Origin of the sequence: Sphingobium lactosutens (assembly GCF_013393185.1) — a bacterium.
In the GTDB taxonomy this organism is placed as follows: domain Bacteria; phylum Pseudomonadota; class Alphaproteobacteria; order Sphingomonadales; family Sphingomonadaceae; genus Sphingobium; species Sphingobium lactosutens_A.
Map to the genome: position 1 here is coordinate 293008 of NZ_QJQX01000052.1, position 14519 is coordinate 307526.

Sequence of the window (14519 nt, forward strand, 5' to 3'; positions counted from 1 at the left end):
CTCACTTCATCAGTTGAGCGGCGATCAGCCAGCCGGGACAGGCGGCCAGCGCCAGAAATGTGCCGAGCGGCACGCGCGCCATTCTTTTCCGCGCCTTGCCCGTCGCCAGCACGACCGCCAGTCCGACACCCGATGCGATCAGCAGGATGAAGGGCAAGGCCTGCCATCCGAACCATGCGCCGAGCGCGCCGAGCAGCTTGGCATCGCCCAGCCCCAGCCCCTCGCGTCCGCGCAGCACCCGGTAAGTCAGCGCGATCGCCAGCAGCACGCCATAGCCGGCTGCCGCCCCGATGATACGATCGGGGAGCAGGATATCGGTCGCCCAGAGGCCGAGGGTTAAGCCCAGAAAGGCCAGCGGCAGCGTCAGCGCGTCCGGCAACCAGAAATGGCGCCAGTCCAGAACCGCGAGCGTCAGCAACAACCACCCCAGCAGCATCCAGCCGATGCCGCCCAGATCAGGCCGGAAGCCCAGCGCGAGCGCGCCGATGATCGCGCAGCCCGCTTCCACCCGCCCATGCAGCGGGTCGATCCGCGCCCCACAGGTGCGGCACCGCCCGTGGCTCAGCATCGCACTGAGCATCGGCACGAGATCGCGCGGCGTCAGCACCCGGCCACAGCCGTCGCAGGCGGAGCGTCCCCGCATGACGCTGCGTCCCTGCGGCCAACGCAGGATCAGGGTCGCAAGGAAGCTGCCGAGAATCGCGCCAGCCAGCGCGCCGACGATCGCCGCAGCGGGCTGGATCACAATGTGCCTTCGACCTTCAGCACCTGGGCGTTGCCGATGCCGGCAAAACCCGCCTGCCCCAGGGCGCCGGTGAGGGCGGGGTCCGCCGTCTCCACACGCATTTCCGCGACATAGCGACCCGATCGCCAGATGCGCAGATTGATCTTCTCAAGGCCCGACTGACTGACCAGCGGCAGCAGCAGCGCATCCCCGTCGCAGGCAACCGCACCCGAAAGGCCCTGGGACAGGTTCAGGCCAGGAAATTGCCCGGCCATCCTCGCCCGCACGCGCCCTTCGGCATGACCACAGCGATCGCCACTATAATAGGCGCTGACATCTTCCAGAATCAGGCTGGCCACCGGCAGCGGCGCGAAGCTGCGCCCCAGCGGTACGGCGCCGGACACATCGTCCACGCCGATGCGGCCGAAACCGACCGTCAGCGCGCCCTTGATATCGTCGGTCACGCCCCGCGCGCGGACGACATCGAAGCGGGCGCGGCCCATCAGCAGCGAGATCGGCGATAGCCCCGCCCGCACGCTGCCCATCGGCATGTTGCCCAGCATCAACTGGTCGATCCGGCCGCTCCACACCGTGCCGCGCACTTCACGCGCAGCGACGCCCAGCCGCTCCAGCCCGGCAAGGCCGAGCGCCACGCGCATCGGGAAGAAGAGCAGCAGGCCCGAAAGCAGAACCAGAATCAGCGCGATCCGGCTGCGGCGCGACAGGTGAAGGCCCATCATTGCCCTTCCCCCCGCACCAGCACCGCCTGCACCGACACGCTGCCCGCAGTGGGCGACGGTCGCGCGCTCATCGTCTCGACGCGCACGCCCTGCGCCTCCAACTGCGACAGCCAGGAAAGGAGCGCGATCGGCCGGACCGAGGCGATGGCGATGTCCATCCGGTCATTGCCCTGCGCCTGCGCCCGCTCCAGCGTCAGCCCGGCCTCGCCCGCGCCCTGCCCGACAAACTGGTCGAGCGGCACGGCGGGGCCGCTCGACGCCGGTGTGCGCGGCAGCGATTTCAACTGCTTCACCGCTGATCGGACGGCAGCATTGCGGTCGGTCGCCTCGATCAGCGCCTCGCGCGCATTTTTCTGCGCCCTGCCGAGCGGCATGGCGACGCCGAACCAGAGCATCACCCCGGCCAGCAGCGCGAACATCACGCCCAGCATATATTGTTCGCGGGTGGAGCGCTCCGCCCAATAGGTGGCTATCCGTTCCATCATGACCGCACCGTGATATCCGCCAGCGTCCGCCCGCCCGGATCCTGGGACGGGGTCGCCGTAATCGTGAAGCCGGCGGCCTGGAGCGCCAGCAGGACTATGTTGATGTCATCCGCCTTGGCCGCGGCCAGCGTCGCGCGGACCATGCCGTCGGGATCGCGCGACAGGCTGGTCAGCGCCACGCCCGGCGCATCCTGCATTGCCGCGAGCAGGCCGGACACCGGCGCGGTAAAGGCACGACCGCCCGCACCGCGCGCGGCCAATTGCCCTTCCATCTCCACCTGCGCCTGCGCTGCGTCGCTGGCGTTGGGCAGAACCTGCTGCGCCAGCGCCAAGCTGTCACGGTCGAGCCGGCTCGCCTCCATATTCTGGCGAACGATCGTGACCAGCGCGATCAGCAGGCTGGCCAATAATATCAGCCCAGTCCACAGCGCGATGCGACCGAGCGCCTGCTTGTCGACGGCGCGGCGTACCCGCTTGGCAAAATCGCCCTGCCGCATGTCGAGCGCCGGCTTGTCCAGCGCTGCAATGGCGCGACCTTCGATCATACCCGATGCGACATCGACGATGGCCGCGCCGCCGATCAATTCGGGCAGTGCCATGTCGGCCGTCAGGGCGATGTCTTCGCCACGCAGAACCCTGTCCCCGGCGATGATGCCGCGACTGAAGCCAGTGTCCGGCTCCGGCAGCAGCAAAGCCGCCGGAACGATGATATCCGGGTCCAGCCCATGATGCTGCGCCCAGAGCAGCCAATGCTGCATATCGGCGCGACTGGCGACCGCCACCAGATGGGGCTTTGCCGGATCGTCATTTTCGTCGGTGGCCGCGAACAGCTGGTCGGCCGGCAACAGACCCGCCGCGAGCGCCGAAAGACGCGATGCCGCCCGCCCCTGCCGCACCGGCAGTTCGGGATGAACGATCCAGTGCAGCGTCACCAGCGCGGCCGGCGTCACCATCAGCACGCGCGCCTGCTCCGGCAACGCGGCGATCCCGCAGGCGGCGAGCCAGTTGGTGCCTTCGCCCGACTGGACGAGCGCGCCATCGATCACGCGCATCCAGCGCGCGGGCGCCTGCTCCATTTCCGGCAGGAAGATGATCAGCGCGTCGCGACTGCTCATGCGCCCGCGCCCCAGTTGCGCCGCACCAATATCGCCTTGCCTTGCCGCGCGTCGATCAGCGCTCGCTCCGCCAGTTGCGTTCCCCCCACGTCCACCGAAACGTCCACTCCGAAAAATCCAGTCGTCAATTTCACCTGCTCCGACACCTCGGTCATCGGCGACAAGCCGGCCAGCGAAGGCAAGGCCCAGAATTGCGTCGTGCTGCCGTAGCCGTCCGCCGGTCGCTGCGCCAGCAATTGCCGCGCCTGCGCGATGCTCAATTGCTCCGGCAGCAGCATGGCGAACAGCGGCGCCTGCCCCGGCAGCAGCGTATTGATGTTGATCGGCGACAGATCCGTGACCGGCAGCGCGCAAATCCACGGCTTCACCAGGTCGTAGATGGCGGGCGTGATGCCCGCGACCGCCCGCAACTCGCTTGCGTCGATCATCAGCCGGTTGGCGGCGCGATAGGGGCGCTCGCCCTTGGCGTAATAATCATCTTCCGCGCCGCCCGGCTGCGGGACGCTGTCGCTGTCGATCCAGTCGGCAAGGCTCGCGGACGCCGCCTGCGCCTGTCGCGCATCGACGCCCAGAAGCTGGAGCAGCGCCTGAAATTGCGAGACGCCTATGGGACGCACCTTGAGCGCCGCCTCGCTCTCGCCACTGACGACGCTGTTGAGGTTGAAACAGTTGCCCGCATCCGTGACCCGCGCGGTCGCGACGCCGCCGGGCACCGGGATGGCCTGAGGCGCGCCCAGCCATCCGCCGGCCAGCGTCGTCCTGGCCGGATTGGACGCGACCAGATCGCCGATCCGCAGCCGCGCGATTTCGGTCCCGGCGTCGGCATAGGCGCGCGCCTGATCGACCGCGCCACCATTGCCCGTCATCCGCGTCGCCAGCGCCAGCCGCTCCAGCGCGCCGGCAGCGACCACCGCCATCACCGCCACCAGCAGCAGCACAGTCAGCAGCGCCGCGCCCTGCTCGCTCGATTTGCGCGAATCAGGCACCGATCGTGCCCCCTGCATCGGGCGCCTGTTCCACCGGTCCGGGCGCCACGAGAAAACGCAGCGTGACAGGCGGTTCCCCCTTGCGCGTCACGGTCAGCTCCACCGCCTTGGGCAGCAGGTCCGGCTGGCTCGGCGTCCATTCCTCTCGCCATTCGCCCTGCGCATCCCGGAAGCGCAACTTCGCCGCCTCGACATTTTCGAGCAGCCCCGCCGGATCGTCGCCGGCCGCCCCGTCCAGTTGCGCATAGGTCCGCCGCTCCAGCCGCCCCTGCCGCACCCAATATTCGACCTTCTGCAAGGAAGGACGCGGCAGGTCGCCCAGATTGTCCCAGCCACCGCGCACGAACTGCATCACCGGCTGATCCTCGCCGCCGTCATGCGCCCAAAAGGCGGGCGCCAGCGTTCCCGCCTCGGTCCGGGTGATGCGCGGCACCGCTTGCCCCAGATCTCCTGCAAGCGCACCGCCCGCGCGCTGCACCGCGGCCATGTCGTCCAGCCGCGCCTTGACCTGCGCCTGCGCCGACACGCTGTTGCCCAGCAACAGCACGCCCGCCGCCGCGAGCATGGCGAAGATCATCAGCGCGACGAGCAGCTCGATCAACGTGAAGCCCTGTTGGGCGGAACGCTCGAAAGACCTGAAGCCCTGTTGGACGGCAGGCGTGCAGGTCTGTTCGCCGCCTCCGTTCGTTTCGAGCGAAGTCGAGAAACGGTCGGAGCGGCGCCCTCCGCTTCTCTCCACGCTCGAAGCGAACGGCTGGTGCGGATTGGCACGGCCCATCATTCCGTCACCCGCACAAAACTCAGCACGACCGGCGAAGCGCCCGGCTGGCCGTCGACGGTCAGATCGACCTGCAACAACCGCTTGTCGTCGGTCGCCCGGACGGTGCGGCTCCAGTGCCAGCGCCGCCCGCCATTCTCGACCTCGCCATCCTCTTCGCCGATCGAGGGCGGTGCGGGGTCGGTCTGCGTCTCGACCATTAGGTTGCGCGCCACGATCTGGCCCATCGCCTTGCTGTCGAGATCGGCCGCCGTGTGGAGCGTCACCCCCTGCAAGCGGACAAGCGCCAGCGCGGCAAGGCTGAACACCGCCAGCGCGACCAGCATTTCGAGCAGCGTGAAGCCGTGTTCGGCGGAACGCCCAGCATCACAAGCCGTGAAGCCTTCCTGTCGCTGACCATCCTTAGCCACCGACCATGACCTTCCCCGCCATGTCGACGGTAACGGACACGCGCTCGCCTTCGCGGGCGAGGGTCACGGTCAGAGGATCGGTCGGCAGGCCGGTGCCATCGAAGGCGATCTGCTGGCGGCCATCCTTGCCGACCAGCGCCCGCGTGCCGCCCTTCCAGTTGGCGGTGACGAAGGGCTTTTCCTCCAGCGGCGTCCACTGACTGCCCTCGCGGCGCTGGAAGCCATAGCCGGAGGCCGATACCCACAGACCCATCGGGCGCGCGGTGACGACCGCTTCGTCGCGCGCGGCGGCGACGCGCGCGGCGAAGCGGTCGGCATCCTCGATCACCCGGCCGCGCGGGTCGGGAATCGCCAGGACCACGGCAGCCGAAATGAAGCCGATGATCGTCAGCACGACCATCAGCTCGATCAGGGTGAACCCATTTCCTTTCGGAGATGGGTCAGAGTTCGCTGGAGAAGATATCGGCATTCTCATTCTCGCCACCCGGCTGGCCGTCGGCGCCCAGCGAGCTGATGTCGAACGCGCCCCGGCGACCCGGCACGCTGTAGAGATAGGCGCGGCCCCACGGATCCTGCGGCAACTTCTTGATATAGCCGCCGCGACGATAGCGCTGCGGCTGCGCCAGCGAGGCGGGCGGGTTCAGTAGCGCCTGAAGGCCATCGGTCGCCGACGGGTAGGTCAGATTGTCGAGTCGATATTGCTCCAGCGCCTGCTCGATGGTCGAGATATCGGCCTTGGCCTTCTCGACGCGGGCGGTGTCGGTCGCCGGGATGACGTTGATCGCCACGATCGTCGCCAGCAGGCCGATGATGACGATGACGACCATCAGCTCGACCAGCGTAAAGCCGTGTTCGGCGGATCGCTTAGAAGAGATGAGGCCGTGTTCGGCGGAACGCCTCAATTCTTTGTCGTCATTCCCGCGAAGGCGGGGGAGTATCTTGCGCATATTCACTCCTTCAAGCCCCGGTAAGGCTTTGCAACTGCAGGATCGGCAGCAGGATGGACAGGATGATGACGGCGACGATGCCGCCCATCAGTATGATGATGACCGGCTCCAGCATCGCCAGCGCGGCGGAGGTGAAGCTGTCAAATTCGCGCTCCAGATAATCGGCGGCGCGTTCCAGCATCGTGTCGAGCCGCCCAGCGCTCTCCCCGCTCGCCGCCAGATAGACCAGCAGTGGCGGAAACACGCCAGCGCGACGCAGCGCGGCGGACAGGCTGCCGCCGCCCCGGATCGCCTCGACAATCTCGTCCGACGCCTTGCGCAACACGCGGTTGTGCACGGTGTTGGCCGTCAGCGACAACCCTTCCATCAGCGGCAGACGGCTCGCGATCATGGTGGACAGCGTGCGCGCCATCCGCGCCGCGTGCAGGTCGCGGATCAGCCGTCCCAGCAGCGGCAGCCCCAGCAGCATCGCATCGAAGCGATATCGGAAGCTTTCCACCTTCAGCGCCCGCCAGAAACCGACGCCGGCCAGCCCCATCAGGGTCAGCAGCAGCCACCAATAGCCGGCAAGGAAAGCGGATATCGCCATCACCAGCCGCGTCAGAAAGGGCAGTTCCTGCCCGACCGTATCGAATTGCTCGACCACCTTGGGCACGACGAAGATCATCAGCGCCGCGACCACGAATATGGCGAAGGTCGCCAGCACCGAGGGGTAGGCGATGGCGGTCAACACCTTCGACCGCATCACCGCCTGCCGCTCCATCAGGTCGGAAAGCCGCTCCATGATGGTCGGCAGGCTGCCCGAGCTTTCGCCGGCGGAAATCATGGCGCGATAGAGCGCAGGGAAACTCTTCGGCTCCGCGCCCAGCGCATCGGCCAGCCGCCGCCCTTCCAGCACGCCGGAATGCACCTTGCCCACAATGGCGCGGACATGTTGCTGCTCGCTCTGCTTGCCGATGGTGCGCAGCGATTCCTCCAGCGGGCTGACCTGGATCAGCGTGGAAAGCTGGCGGGTGAAGAGTGTCAGTTCTTTCGCGGAAAGGCGTGGGCTTCGCAGCGACAGCCCCGCCCGCCTGCGCGCCGCCTGAACCGCGCCCGGCTCCAGCCGCACGACAAAGAGCTTGCGCGCGTCCAGCCTGGCGCGCGCGTCGTCGATCGTATCGGCCTTGACCGCCCCCTTGCGCTCCTTGCCCGCCGGGTCGATGGCGACATAGTCGAACTCAGCCATCGGCGATGGTTTCCACCTCTGTCGCGTCGCGCCGCGATACACGGATCGCTTCTTCCGCCGTCGTCTGGCCATCGCGCACCAGCGCCCGCGCAGCCGACCCCAGGTTGGGCGCGTTCAGGAAGGCATGGCGCGCGATCAGCGATTCATCGCCGCCGTCGTTGATCAGGCGGCGGATGGTGTCATCGACGCGGATCGCCTCGAACACACCGATACGCCCCTTGTAGCCGCTGCCGTTGCACTCGTCGCAGCCGCGCGCCTTGTAGATGATCGTGCCCGGATCGAAGCCCAGCAGCGCGCTCGCCGACTTGTCCGCCTGCACCGGCTCACGGCAATGCTGGCAAAGGCGACGAACGAGGCGCTGAGCGATGACCGCGCGCAAGGTCGAGGCGAGCAGGAACGGCTCCACGCGCATGTCGCGCATACGGGTGATCGCCCCCACCGCGTCATTGGTGTGGACGGTCGACAGCACGAGATGCCCCGTCAGCGACGCCTGCACCGCGATCTCCGCCGTTTCGCGGTCGCGAATTTCGCCGACCATCACGACGTCGGGATCCTGGCGCAGGATGGCGCGCAGCCCCGCCGCGAAGGTCAGCCCGACCTTGGCATTGACCTGCGTCTGGCCGACGCCCTCGATCGCATATTCGACCGGATCTTCAACGGTCAGGATGTTGCGCGACCCGTCGTTCAGGGTGCGCAGGCCCGCATAGAGCGTGGTCGTCTTGCCCGAACCGGTCGGCCCGGTGACTAGGATGATGCCATTGGGTTCGCTCAGACCCTCGCGGAAGATCCGGTCCGGCGCGCCGGTCATGCCCAGCAGGTCGAGCGTGATGCCCGCATTCTCCTTGTCCAGGATACGCAGCACCACCCGCTCGCCCGCCCGGCTCGGCAGGGTCGACACACGGACATCGAGCAGCTTGCCACCCAGCGTCAGGCCGATACGCCCATCCTGCGGCACTCGCCGCTCGGCAATGTCGAGGCGCGCCATCACCTTGATGCGGCTGACCACCACGGGCGCGACATGGGGCGGCATCCGCAGCGTCTCGCGCAACACGCCATCCACGCGCATGCGCACGATCAGGCCCGTCTCATAAGGCTCGATATGGATATCCGACACGCCCTGCCGCGCGGCCTCGGCGATGATGCCGTTGATCAGGCGGATCGCCGGCGCATCATCGGCGCTGTCGAGCAGGTCGTCGGCGGTCGGAATGTCGGCGGCCAATATGTCCAGTTCGTCAGCACCGACCTCCAGCGATCCCGCCATGGCCGCCGCGCTGCCCTCCATCGCATAATGGTCGGACAGGTGCCGGTCGAACTGCGCCGCCTCGACAAAGCGCACCTCGAAGCTGCGCGCCAGATGCCGCCTTACCTCCAGCAGCACGCGGGGATTGCTTCCCTCGCGCACGGCGATGGTCAGCCGGTCGCCTTCGGGCGGCAGCAGCACCACGCCATGCTTACGCGCGAAACTGTAGGGGATGTCGATCGGACGCGGCGGGACAACGGGAGAAATGACGTCACCCTGATCCGTGTCGCTCACTTCTTCTCTCCGCTTGCGGGGATTTCGACGGGCCGCACCACGCCGCTCGACTGGCGGACGGTCGGCTCGATGACTTGCGGCTCGGCAGCCGCGGCGGGCTGCACCACCGCGTCGCCCGGCTGCGGCGCGGCGATCGGCGGCGTCGCGCCCATATAGTCGCGCACCAGTTCGTCGATCGTCGGCTCGGCCTCGGGATCACGCTGCAACTGCATGCCGCGAATATAGCCATAGCGCTGCTGCGTCAGCTTCTGCGCATCTTCCTTCGACCGCAGGATGGTCGGCCGGATGAAGACCATCAGGTTGGTCTTGGTCCGGCTCTTGCTGCGCGACTTGAACAGTTCGCCAAGGCCCGGAATGTCGGACAGCAGCGGGATGCGCTCGATCGTCTTGCGCTCATTGTCGTCGAGCAGCCCGCCCAGCGCCAATATCTCGCCATCGTCGACCGTCACGGTCGTCTCGATCTCGCGCTTGTTGATGATGAGGTCGCTGTTGCTGTTGCTCACCGGCCCGGCGACGCTCGACACTTCCTGCTTCAGGAACAGCTTGATGGCGCCTCCGGTGTTGATCTGCGGCTTCACCTCCAGCTTGATGCCGACATCTTGCCGCTGGACGGTGCGGAACTGGTTGTCGAAATTCTGGCTCAGCGCCTCGCCGGTGGTGATCGGCACCTGCTGGCCGACCAGGATCGACGCCTTCTGGTTATCCAGCGTCATGACCGACGGCGTGGAGAGCAAGTTGCTTTCCGTGTCCGATTTCACCGCATTGATGATCGCGCCGAAAATGCCGTTGCCGCCAATGCTGCCGCCCAGCCCAGCAATCGCGCCGGTCGCGCTTTGCAGGCTGCTGACCGCCGCCTGCTGGAGCGTGCTCGCCAGATCGCTGTTGGTCTGCGTCTCGGTCGTGGTGGTGGAGCCGTCTGCCGCGACGACCGTCGTCTTGGTCGTACCCAGCCGATCGGCCGCCACCGCGCCCGCCAGCGTCAGCAGATTGGGCGAGGCGTTGCTGTAGTTGGTCGCGGCAAAGCCCGTCGACGTGCTGCCGATCAGGAATTGCACGCCCAGCTTCTTGGCGGCCGCGTCGCTGATCTCGACGATGATCGCCTCCACCAGCACCTGCTCGCGGCGGGTGTCGATCTGGCGGATCGTCTCGCCCAACATGCGTTGCACGTCGCTATTGGCGGCGACGATGATCGCGTTCGCCCCCTCATAGCGAGTGACGATCGCCGGCCCGCGCGTCGAAATGCCGCTGCCCGACGAAGAGGCGGAGGAAGCCGCCGCCACCGGCGCAGCGGCTTGCGATGCCGGGGCGCCACCCTGCCCGCCTGCCGCCGGCGTGGAAGACGTTACCGGCTGGCTGCTCGACTGGCCGATCAGTTGCTGCAACACCGGCAGCAGCTTTTCCGCATCGGCATGTTCCAGCCAGTAGACGCGGATTTCCGTGCCGCTCGCCGCCTGCCGGTCCAGTTCGCGCGCCATGTTCGCCAGCCGCGCCACCGTATTGGCGTCACCGCGGATCGCGACCGAATTGCTGCTGTCGATCGGCACCACCGTCGCGGCCGACGGCGCGGCATTCTCGCCGCCGCCGCTCGCCACCAGCGCCTGGAGCGACGTCGCGATCTCGCGTGCGCCGGCATTTTTCAGGCTGACCATCTGCGTCGCCGAGGTGTCGCGATCGATCCGCGCGATCACCTGCCGGATGCGGGCGATATTATCGGCATAGTCAGCCACGACCACGCTGTTGCCGGCCCGGTTCGCGGTGACGGAACCGTCCTTGCTCACCAGCGGGCGCAGCGTTTCCAGCGCGCTCGCCGCGTCGATCGAGCGCAGGCGGAAGACTTCGGTGACGAAGCTGTTGCGGTTCGCCGCCCGGCCGACCCCGCTCGGCTGACCCGCCGCGCCGTCGGCCGGCTGGATGCGATAGGCGCCGCCCGGCGCCGGCACCGCGACCAGCCCGTTGGCGCGCAGGGTCGAGAGGAAAATCTCGAAATATTCGGATCGCGACAGCGGCCGGTCGGTCACGACCGACACCTTCCCCTGCACCCGATTGTCGATGATGAAGGTGCGCCCGGTAACGCGCGCGGCATCTTGGATAAAGGCGCGGATGTCGGCGTCGCGGACGTTCAGCGTCTGCTGCGCCTGCACCGGCGTCGCGATCGGCGCGGCAAGGGCAAGGGCAAGAGCGGCGGAGAGGAGAAATTTGCGGGTCATTGGCCTTGCACTATGATGTTGACGGAGGCGACGGCGGCGCCACGCTCGACGGTAAGGGACATGCGCGCGCCCGGCGCGATCTTGTTCTGGATGGCCTGGAGATTGGCGACAGGCTGGCCATCGACCTGGGTGATGACGTCGCCCGGCTTGAACCCGGCGCTGGCGAAGGCCGGCCCCCTGGACATGACGGCCAGCCCGGTGATCCGCCCATTCTGCATCCGCGGCGCGAAGCCGATATCGCGCTTCAGGCTATCTGCCGTGGGCGAATCCATGCCGGGCGGAGTCGCCGGAGGCGGCGGCGCGGCGCTTTGCCAGCCTTCGCCCGATGCCGGCGCAGGCGCCGCCGCGTCCGGCGCAGGCGTGGACTGGTCGAGGAAGACCTGCTCTTCCGCTCCGCCCCGGTCGATCGTGACATGGTCGAAGGCGACGGCCTTCAGCACCACGCCGGGCAGGATTTCGTCCCCCACCGCAAAGCTGTTCTGCACGCCATCGGGCGTCGCCATGATCGCCGATCCCAGACCCGATCCTTCATTGAGCCGGATGCCATAGACGGTCAGCGCCAGCGACGTGACGACCCCGCCGCCCTGCTGCTGCGGGGCGCCCGTGCGGAAGAAGGGATCGAAGCTGGCGAACAGGGCCTGCCGGGCGCTGGGCGAGAGGATCTGCGCCTGCCGCCCTTCCCACGGACCGAAGCTGCCGACCGGTGTCAGCACCACCCATATGAGCCGCACGATCTGCAACGCCAGCAGCGCCAGCAGCAGCCGCTCGCCCAGCTTCAGCCAGTCGATCGACGGCACGCCGCCTTTCCAACCCCGGACCTTGTCGCCGAACGGCACGCGCATCTACGGATAGCCCCCTTTGAGTTCCCGCCCGCCTGCTAGGCAACTCTTCTTACTCCGAAATGACATTTATGTGACCATTATATGACATGGCACGCAAGTGGGGGAGGATGCTTGCATTTCGCGGCGTCACGGCTAGCAAGACGGCGAATATGTCCGTGCCGCGCCGCCTTCCGCGAGGTCCATCATGTCCCTTATTGCCGATAATCCCTGTGCCAGCGACGCCGATCCGGCGTGGATCGCCGCCCATCCGCGCGTCCAGAAAGTGCCCAGCCGCGACCTGACGCTGTTCATCCAGCGGCATTTCCTGTCCGCCGAAGAGTGCGCCTTATTGGTCGAACGGATCGATGCGGATCGTCGCCCCTCCACGATCGCCGACGCCAATGGCGACGGCTATTTCCGCACCAGCGAGACATGCGATCTTGATCCGGCCGATCCCTTCATCGCCACGATCGACGCCAAACTCTCCGCCTTTGCCGGCATCGCCCCCGTTCATGGCGAACCGATTCAGGGCCAGCGCTACGGCGTCGGGCAGGAATTCAAGGCGCATACCGATTATTTCGATCCCAAGGGCGCGGATTACGCCAGATATTGCGCGGTCGCGGGCAACCGCACTTGGACGCTGATGGTCTATCTCAATGCGCCGGCGGCGGGCGGCGCGACGCGCTTCACCAGCATCGGCAAGACCGTCCAGCCCGAAGCGGGCAAGCTGCTCGCCTGGAACAATCGCATTGCGCCGGGCGAACCCAATCCCGCTAGCCTCCACCACGGCATGAAGGTCCGCAGCGGGGTCAAGCATGTCATCACCAAATGGTATCGGGAAAAGCCCTGGGGCTGACCATCCGGCTCAATCCCAATATTTGCGCGTTTCGGCCAGTTCCGCATGGGCGTCAGCCGCACCGGCAATCAGTTTCTTCTCCCGCTTCAGGCCAAGCGGCGTATCCGCCGCCAGTCCGTGCCGCGCCAGCAGGCCCGGCGCATTCGCCAGGTCGTTGAGGTCGCCCAGCCGCTCCTGCAATGTCGTCAGCGCGCCGACCAGCTTGCGCTGGCGGCGACGCTGAGCCGGCTTCTGGAAAAGATCGGCAAAGAATTCCGACCCATAGCGTAGTTTCTTCGCATCCTTTCGAATCTGGTGCCGGGCGTCGTCGGACAGCTTCGCCATGGCCCGCCCACCCCGCCTGATCTTCCTGCGCAGGCGCCCAAGTCGCCCGGCGGCGAAATCCGTCGCCAATTCGTCCGCCGCGCCGCCGCATCCGGCTCCCACCGCCAGCCATTCGGTCAGGTCGAGCAGCAGCATCCGCACCCGTGCCGAATGCAGCCATTCGCCCACCCGCCTGTGCGCCGCCCCATACGCATCGGCCAGGAACAGCCGGGCCGCATCGTCCACCCGCGCCGCCAGCACGTCCAGATCGCGCGCCTCGCCCAGCATGCCGGCCAGCCACCGCAATTCCGCCTGGAAACGCAATATGTCGACTTCAAGCAGGATTGGCTTGAACAGGCTCAGCGCCGACCGCAGCCGCCGCACTGCGACCCGCGCCTGATGCAGCGCCTTGGGGTCATATTGTTCCAGCAGCAGCATCTCGTTCAGGCGATACTGGCGCAGACAGGCCTGGCCGATCCGCAGAAACGCCTCGCCCGCCTTCATCGCCGGATCGAGCCGCACCCGTTCCGCCTTGAACCCGGCGGGGATGGCGGACCGCAGCCGATAGCCGCGTTCGGACTTGGTCAACATGCCGGGGCGGACCGGCACCTCGCCGTCGATGCGGCGGGCCAGGGTGAACAAGGTTGCGGGCGGCCCGTCGACCAGTTCCAGTTCGATCTCGCAAAGCGGCGCCTCGCGCTCGCCGGCGCGCACGACTCCCCGGTCGAGCACCAGTTCGACGCGCCCCGCCCCATCGGCAATCAGCCAGCGGCTCCGCTCGACATCCACCTCGAACACAGGCTCGACCTGCTCCATCGCCTCGCCCAGCATGGCGGCAAGCGGCGTCCGGGGGTCGGGTTGCGGCGTCGTTCCGCGCACCGGCATTTCCCATTCCTGCCGCGCGAACAGCCCCGCCGATCCCCCGTCATCGGCCTTGATCGTCTGGATGCGGCGCTTGCCGGACTTGCGGATGCGCAGGCTCACTCCCTCATCCGCCAGACGGCCATCGGGCGTGTCGAAATAGATGGACTGCAGCCGGGTCACATCCTCCCGTTCCGGCAGGGCGTCCCAATGGGCGAAATGCCCGGCCGCCACGTCCGTCAGGTCCAGCTTCAGTTCGACTTCGCGTCCCATGCGTCCCTCCGTGCGTCAACGGGCGACGCCGGGCTTTAGCATGAAGCGTCGGGGAAGGACATTGCCCGTCAGGACCAACGAAAAAGGGCGCTCGAAACAGCGCCCTTTTCCTCTTTCGTCTGACAGATCGATCAGTGTCTGTTTGGAAATCCGGCAGCAGCCGGATTTACCGCACCGGCCCGCTCCCCCACCCGGCTACCCAACGGCAGTATTCTATGGGTGGCCGGGTGGGGGAGCGGGCCGGTGCCGCG

Annotated in this window: 15 protein-coding genes; 1 reads left to right on the forward strand and 14 read right to left on the reverse strand. The window is 67.3% G+C overall.

From position 1 onward, the window contains the following. Nucleotide 1: 1 nt before the first annotated feature. Genes DM806_RS13510 through DM806_RS13570 form a run of 13 tightly spaced genes read right to left on the reverse strand, consistent with a single transcriptional unit; the run spans nt 2 to nt 11996 of the window. Nucleotides 2–745, reverse strand: coding sequence for a prepilin peptidase (locus DM806_RS13510; RefSeq protein WP_179043693.1), 744 nt, complete (start codon nt 743–745; stop codon nt 2–4). Further along, nucleotides 742–1464: a type II secretion system protein N gene (gene gspN, locus DM806_RS13515; RefSeq protein WP_179043694.1), complete on the reverse strand. Its 723-nt coding sequence runs from the start codon at nt 1462–1464 to the stop codon at nt 742–744. Before gspN ends, DM806_RS13510 begins: the two co-directional genes overlap by 4 nt. Then, nucleotides 1461–1949, reverse strand: a complete 489-nt coding sequence (gene gspM, locus DM806_RS13520; RefSeq protein ID WP_179043695.1) for a type II secretion system protein GspM — start codon at nt 1947–1949, stop codon at nt 1461–1463. Before gspM ends, gspN begins: the two co-directional genes overlap by 4 nt. Continuing rightward, the gene (gene gspL, locus DM806_RS13525) at nt 1946–3064 is read right to left on the reverse strand and encodes a type II secretion system protein GspL (RefSeq protein ID WP_179043696.1); all 1119 of its coding nucleotides are present in this window, start codon (nt 3062–3064) and stop codon (nt 1946–1948) included. The genes gspM and gspL overlap by 4 nt, the downstream gene beginning before the upstream one ends. Continuing rightward, nucleotides 3061–4068 carry a type II secretion system minor pseudopilin GspK gene (gene gspK / locus DM806_RS13530; protein ID WP_218647485.1) on the reverse strand — a complete coding sequence of 336 codons (1008 nt, stop codon included), beginning with the start codon at nt 4066–4068 and terminating at the stop codon, nt 3061–3063. Before gspK ends, gspL begins: the two co-directional genes overlap by 4 nt. Continuing rightward, nucleotides 4043–4831 carry a type II secretion system minor pseudopilin GspJ gene (gene gspJ, locus DM806_RS13535; RefSeq protein ID WP_179043698.1) on the reverse strand — a complete coding sequence of 263 codons (789 nt, stop codon included), beginning with the start codon at nt 4829–4831 and terminating at the stop codon, nt 4043–4045. The genes gspK and gspJ overlap by 26 nt, the downstream gene beginning before the upstream one ends. Continuing rightward, nucleotides 4828–5238, reverse strand: a complete 411-nt coding sequence (gene gspI / locus DM806_RS13540) for a type II secretion system minor pseudopilin GspI (protein WP_179043699.1) — start codon at nt 5236–5238, stop codon at nt 4828–4830. Before gspI ends, gspJ begins: the two co-directional genes overlap by 4 nt. After that, entirely contained in the window at nt 5231–5707 is a 477-nt protein-coding gene (locus DM806_RS13545) for a GspH/FimT family pseudopilin (RefSeq protein WP_256869302.1), read from the reverse strand. Before DM806_RS13545 ends, gspI begins: the two co-directional genes overlap by 8 nt. Continuing rightward, the gene (gene gspG / locus DM806_RS13550) at nt 5679–6185 is read right to left on the reverse strand and encodes a type II secretion system major pseudopilin GspG (protein WP_179043700.1); all 507 of its coding nucleotides are present in this window, start codon (nt 6183–6185) and stop codon (nt 5679–5681) included. Before gspG ends, DM806_RS13545 begins: the two co-directional genes overlap by 29 nt. 10 nt (nt 6186–6195) lie before the next feature. After that, nucleotides 6196–7413: a type II secretion system inner membrane protein GspF gene (gspF, locus tag DM806_RS13555; RefSeq protein WP_179043701.1), complete on the reverse strand. Its 1218-nt coding sequence runs from the start codon at nt 7411–7413 to the stop codon at nt 6196–6198. Continuing rightward, nucleotides 7406–8947: a type II secretion system ATPase GspE gene (gspE, locus tag DM806_RS13560; protein ID WP_179043702.1), complete on the reverse strand. Its 1542-nt coding sequence runs from the start codon at nt 8945–8947 to the stop codon at nt 7406–7408. The genes gspF and gspE overlap by 8 nt, the downstream gene beginning before the upstream one ends. Next, nucleotides 8944–11154: a type II secretion system secretin GspD gene (gene gspD, locus DM806_RS13565; protein ID WP_179043703.1), complete on the reverse strand. Its 2211-nt coding sequence runs from the start codon at nt 11152–11154 to the stop codon at nt 8944–8946. The genes gspE and gspD overlap by 4 nt, the downstream gene beginning before the upstream one ends. Beyond that, nucleotides 11151–11996, reverse strand: coding sequence for a type II secretion system protein N (locus DM806_RS13570; protein WP_179043704.1), 846 nt, complete (start codon nt 11994–11996; stop codon nt 11151–11153). Before DM806_RS13570 ends, gspD begins: the two co-directional genes overlap by 4 nt. A gap of 184 nt (nt 11997–12180) precedes the next feature. Here DM806_RS13570 and DM806_RS13575 point away from each other — a divergent pair, with 184 nt between their 5' ends. Beyond that, nucleotides 12181–12831 carry a prolyl hydroxylase family protein gene (locus DM806_RS13575; protein ID WP_179043705.1) on the forward strand — a complete coding sequence of 217 codons (651 nt, stop codon included), beginning with the start codon at nt 12181–12183 and terminating at the stop codon, nt 12829–12831. Nucleotides 12832–12840: 9 nt separating this feature from the next. Here DM806_RS13575 and DM806_RS13580 read toward each other — a convergent pair whose 3' ends face one another. Beyond that, nucleotides 12841–14268 carry a CYTH and CHAD domain-containing protein gene (locus DM806_RS13580; RefSeq protein WP_179043706.1) on the reverse strand — a complete coding sequence of 476 codons (1428 nt, stop codon included), beginning with the start codon at nt 14266–14268 and terminating at the stop codon, nt 12841–12843. Nucleotides 14269–14519: the final 251 nt, after the last annotated feature.

Bases quoted from the DNA above. Each gene is read 5' to 3' on its own strand.
- gspF (WP_179043701.1), bottom strand. From the start codon at position 7,413: ATGGCTGAGTTCGACTATGTCGCCATCGACCCGGCGGGCAAGGAGCGC.
- gspD (WP_179043703.1), bottom strand. From the start codon at position 11,154: ATGACCCGCAAATTTCTCCTCTCCGCCGCTCTTGCCCTTGCCCTTGCC.
- gspN (WP_179043694.1), bottom strand. From the start codon at position 1,464: ATGATGGGCCTTCACCTGTCGCGCCGCAGCCGGATCGCGCTGATTCTG.
- gspJ (WP_179043698.1), bottom strand. From the start codon at position 4,831: ATGATGGGCCGTGCCAATCCGCACCAGCCGTTCGCTTCGAGCGTGGAG.
- DM806_RS13580 (WP_179043706.1), bottom strand. From the start codon at position 14,268: ATGGGACGCGAAGTCGAACTGAAGCTGGACCTGACGGACGTGGCGGCC.
- gspK (WP_218647485.1), bottom strand. From the start codon at position 4,068: ATGCAGGGGGCACGATCGGTGCCTGATTCGCGCAAATCGAGCGAGCAG.
- DM806_RS13575 (WP_179043705.1), top strand. From the start codon at position 12,181: ATGTCCCTTATTGCCGATAATCCCTGTGCCAGCGACGCCGATCCGGCG.
- DM806_RS13570 (WP_179043704.1), bottom strand. From the start codon at position 11,996: ATGCGCGTGCCGTTCGGCGACAAGGTCCGGGGTTGGAAAGGCGGCGTG.
- gspM (WP_179043695.1), bottom strand. From the start codon at position 1,949: ATGATGGAACGGATAGCCACCTATTGGGCGGAGCGCTCCACCCGCGAA.
- gspG (WP_179043700.1), bottom strand. From the start codon at position 6,185: ATGCGCAAGATACTCCCCCGCCTTCGCGGGAATGACGACAAAGAATTG.
- gspL (WP_179043696.1), bottom strand. From the start codon at position 3,064: ATGAGCAGTCGCGACGCGCTGATCATCTTCCTGCCGGAAATGGAGCAG.
- DM806_RS13545 (WP_256869302.1), bottom strand. From the start codon at position 5,707: ATGCCGATATCTTCTCCAGCGAACTCTGACCCATCTCCGAAAGGAAAT.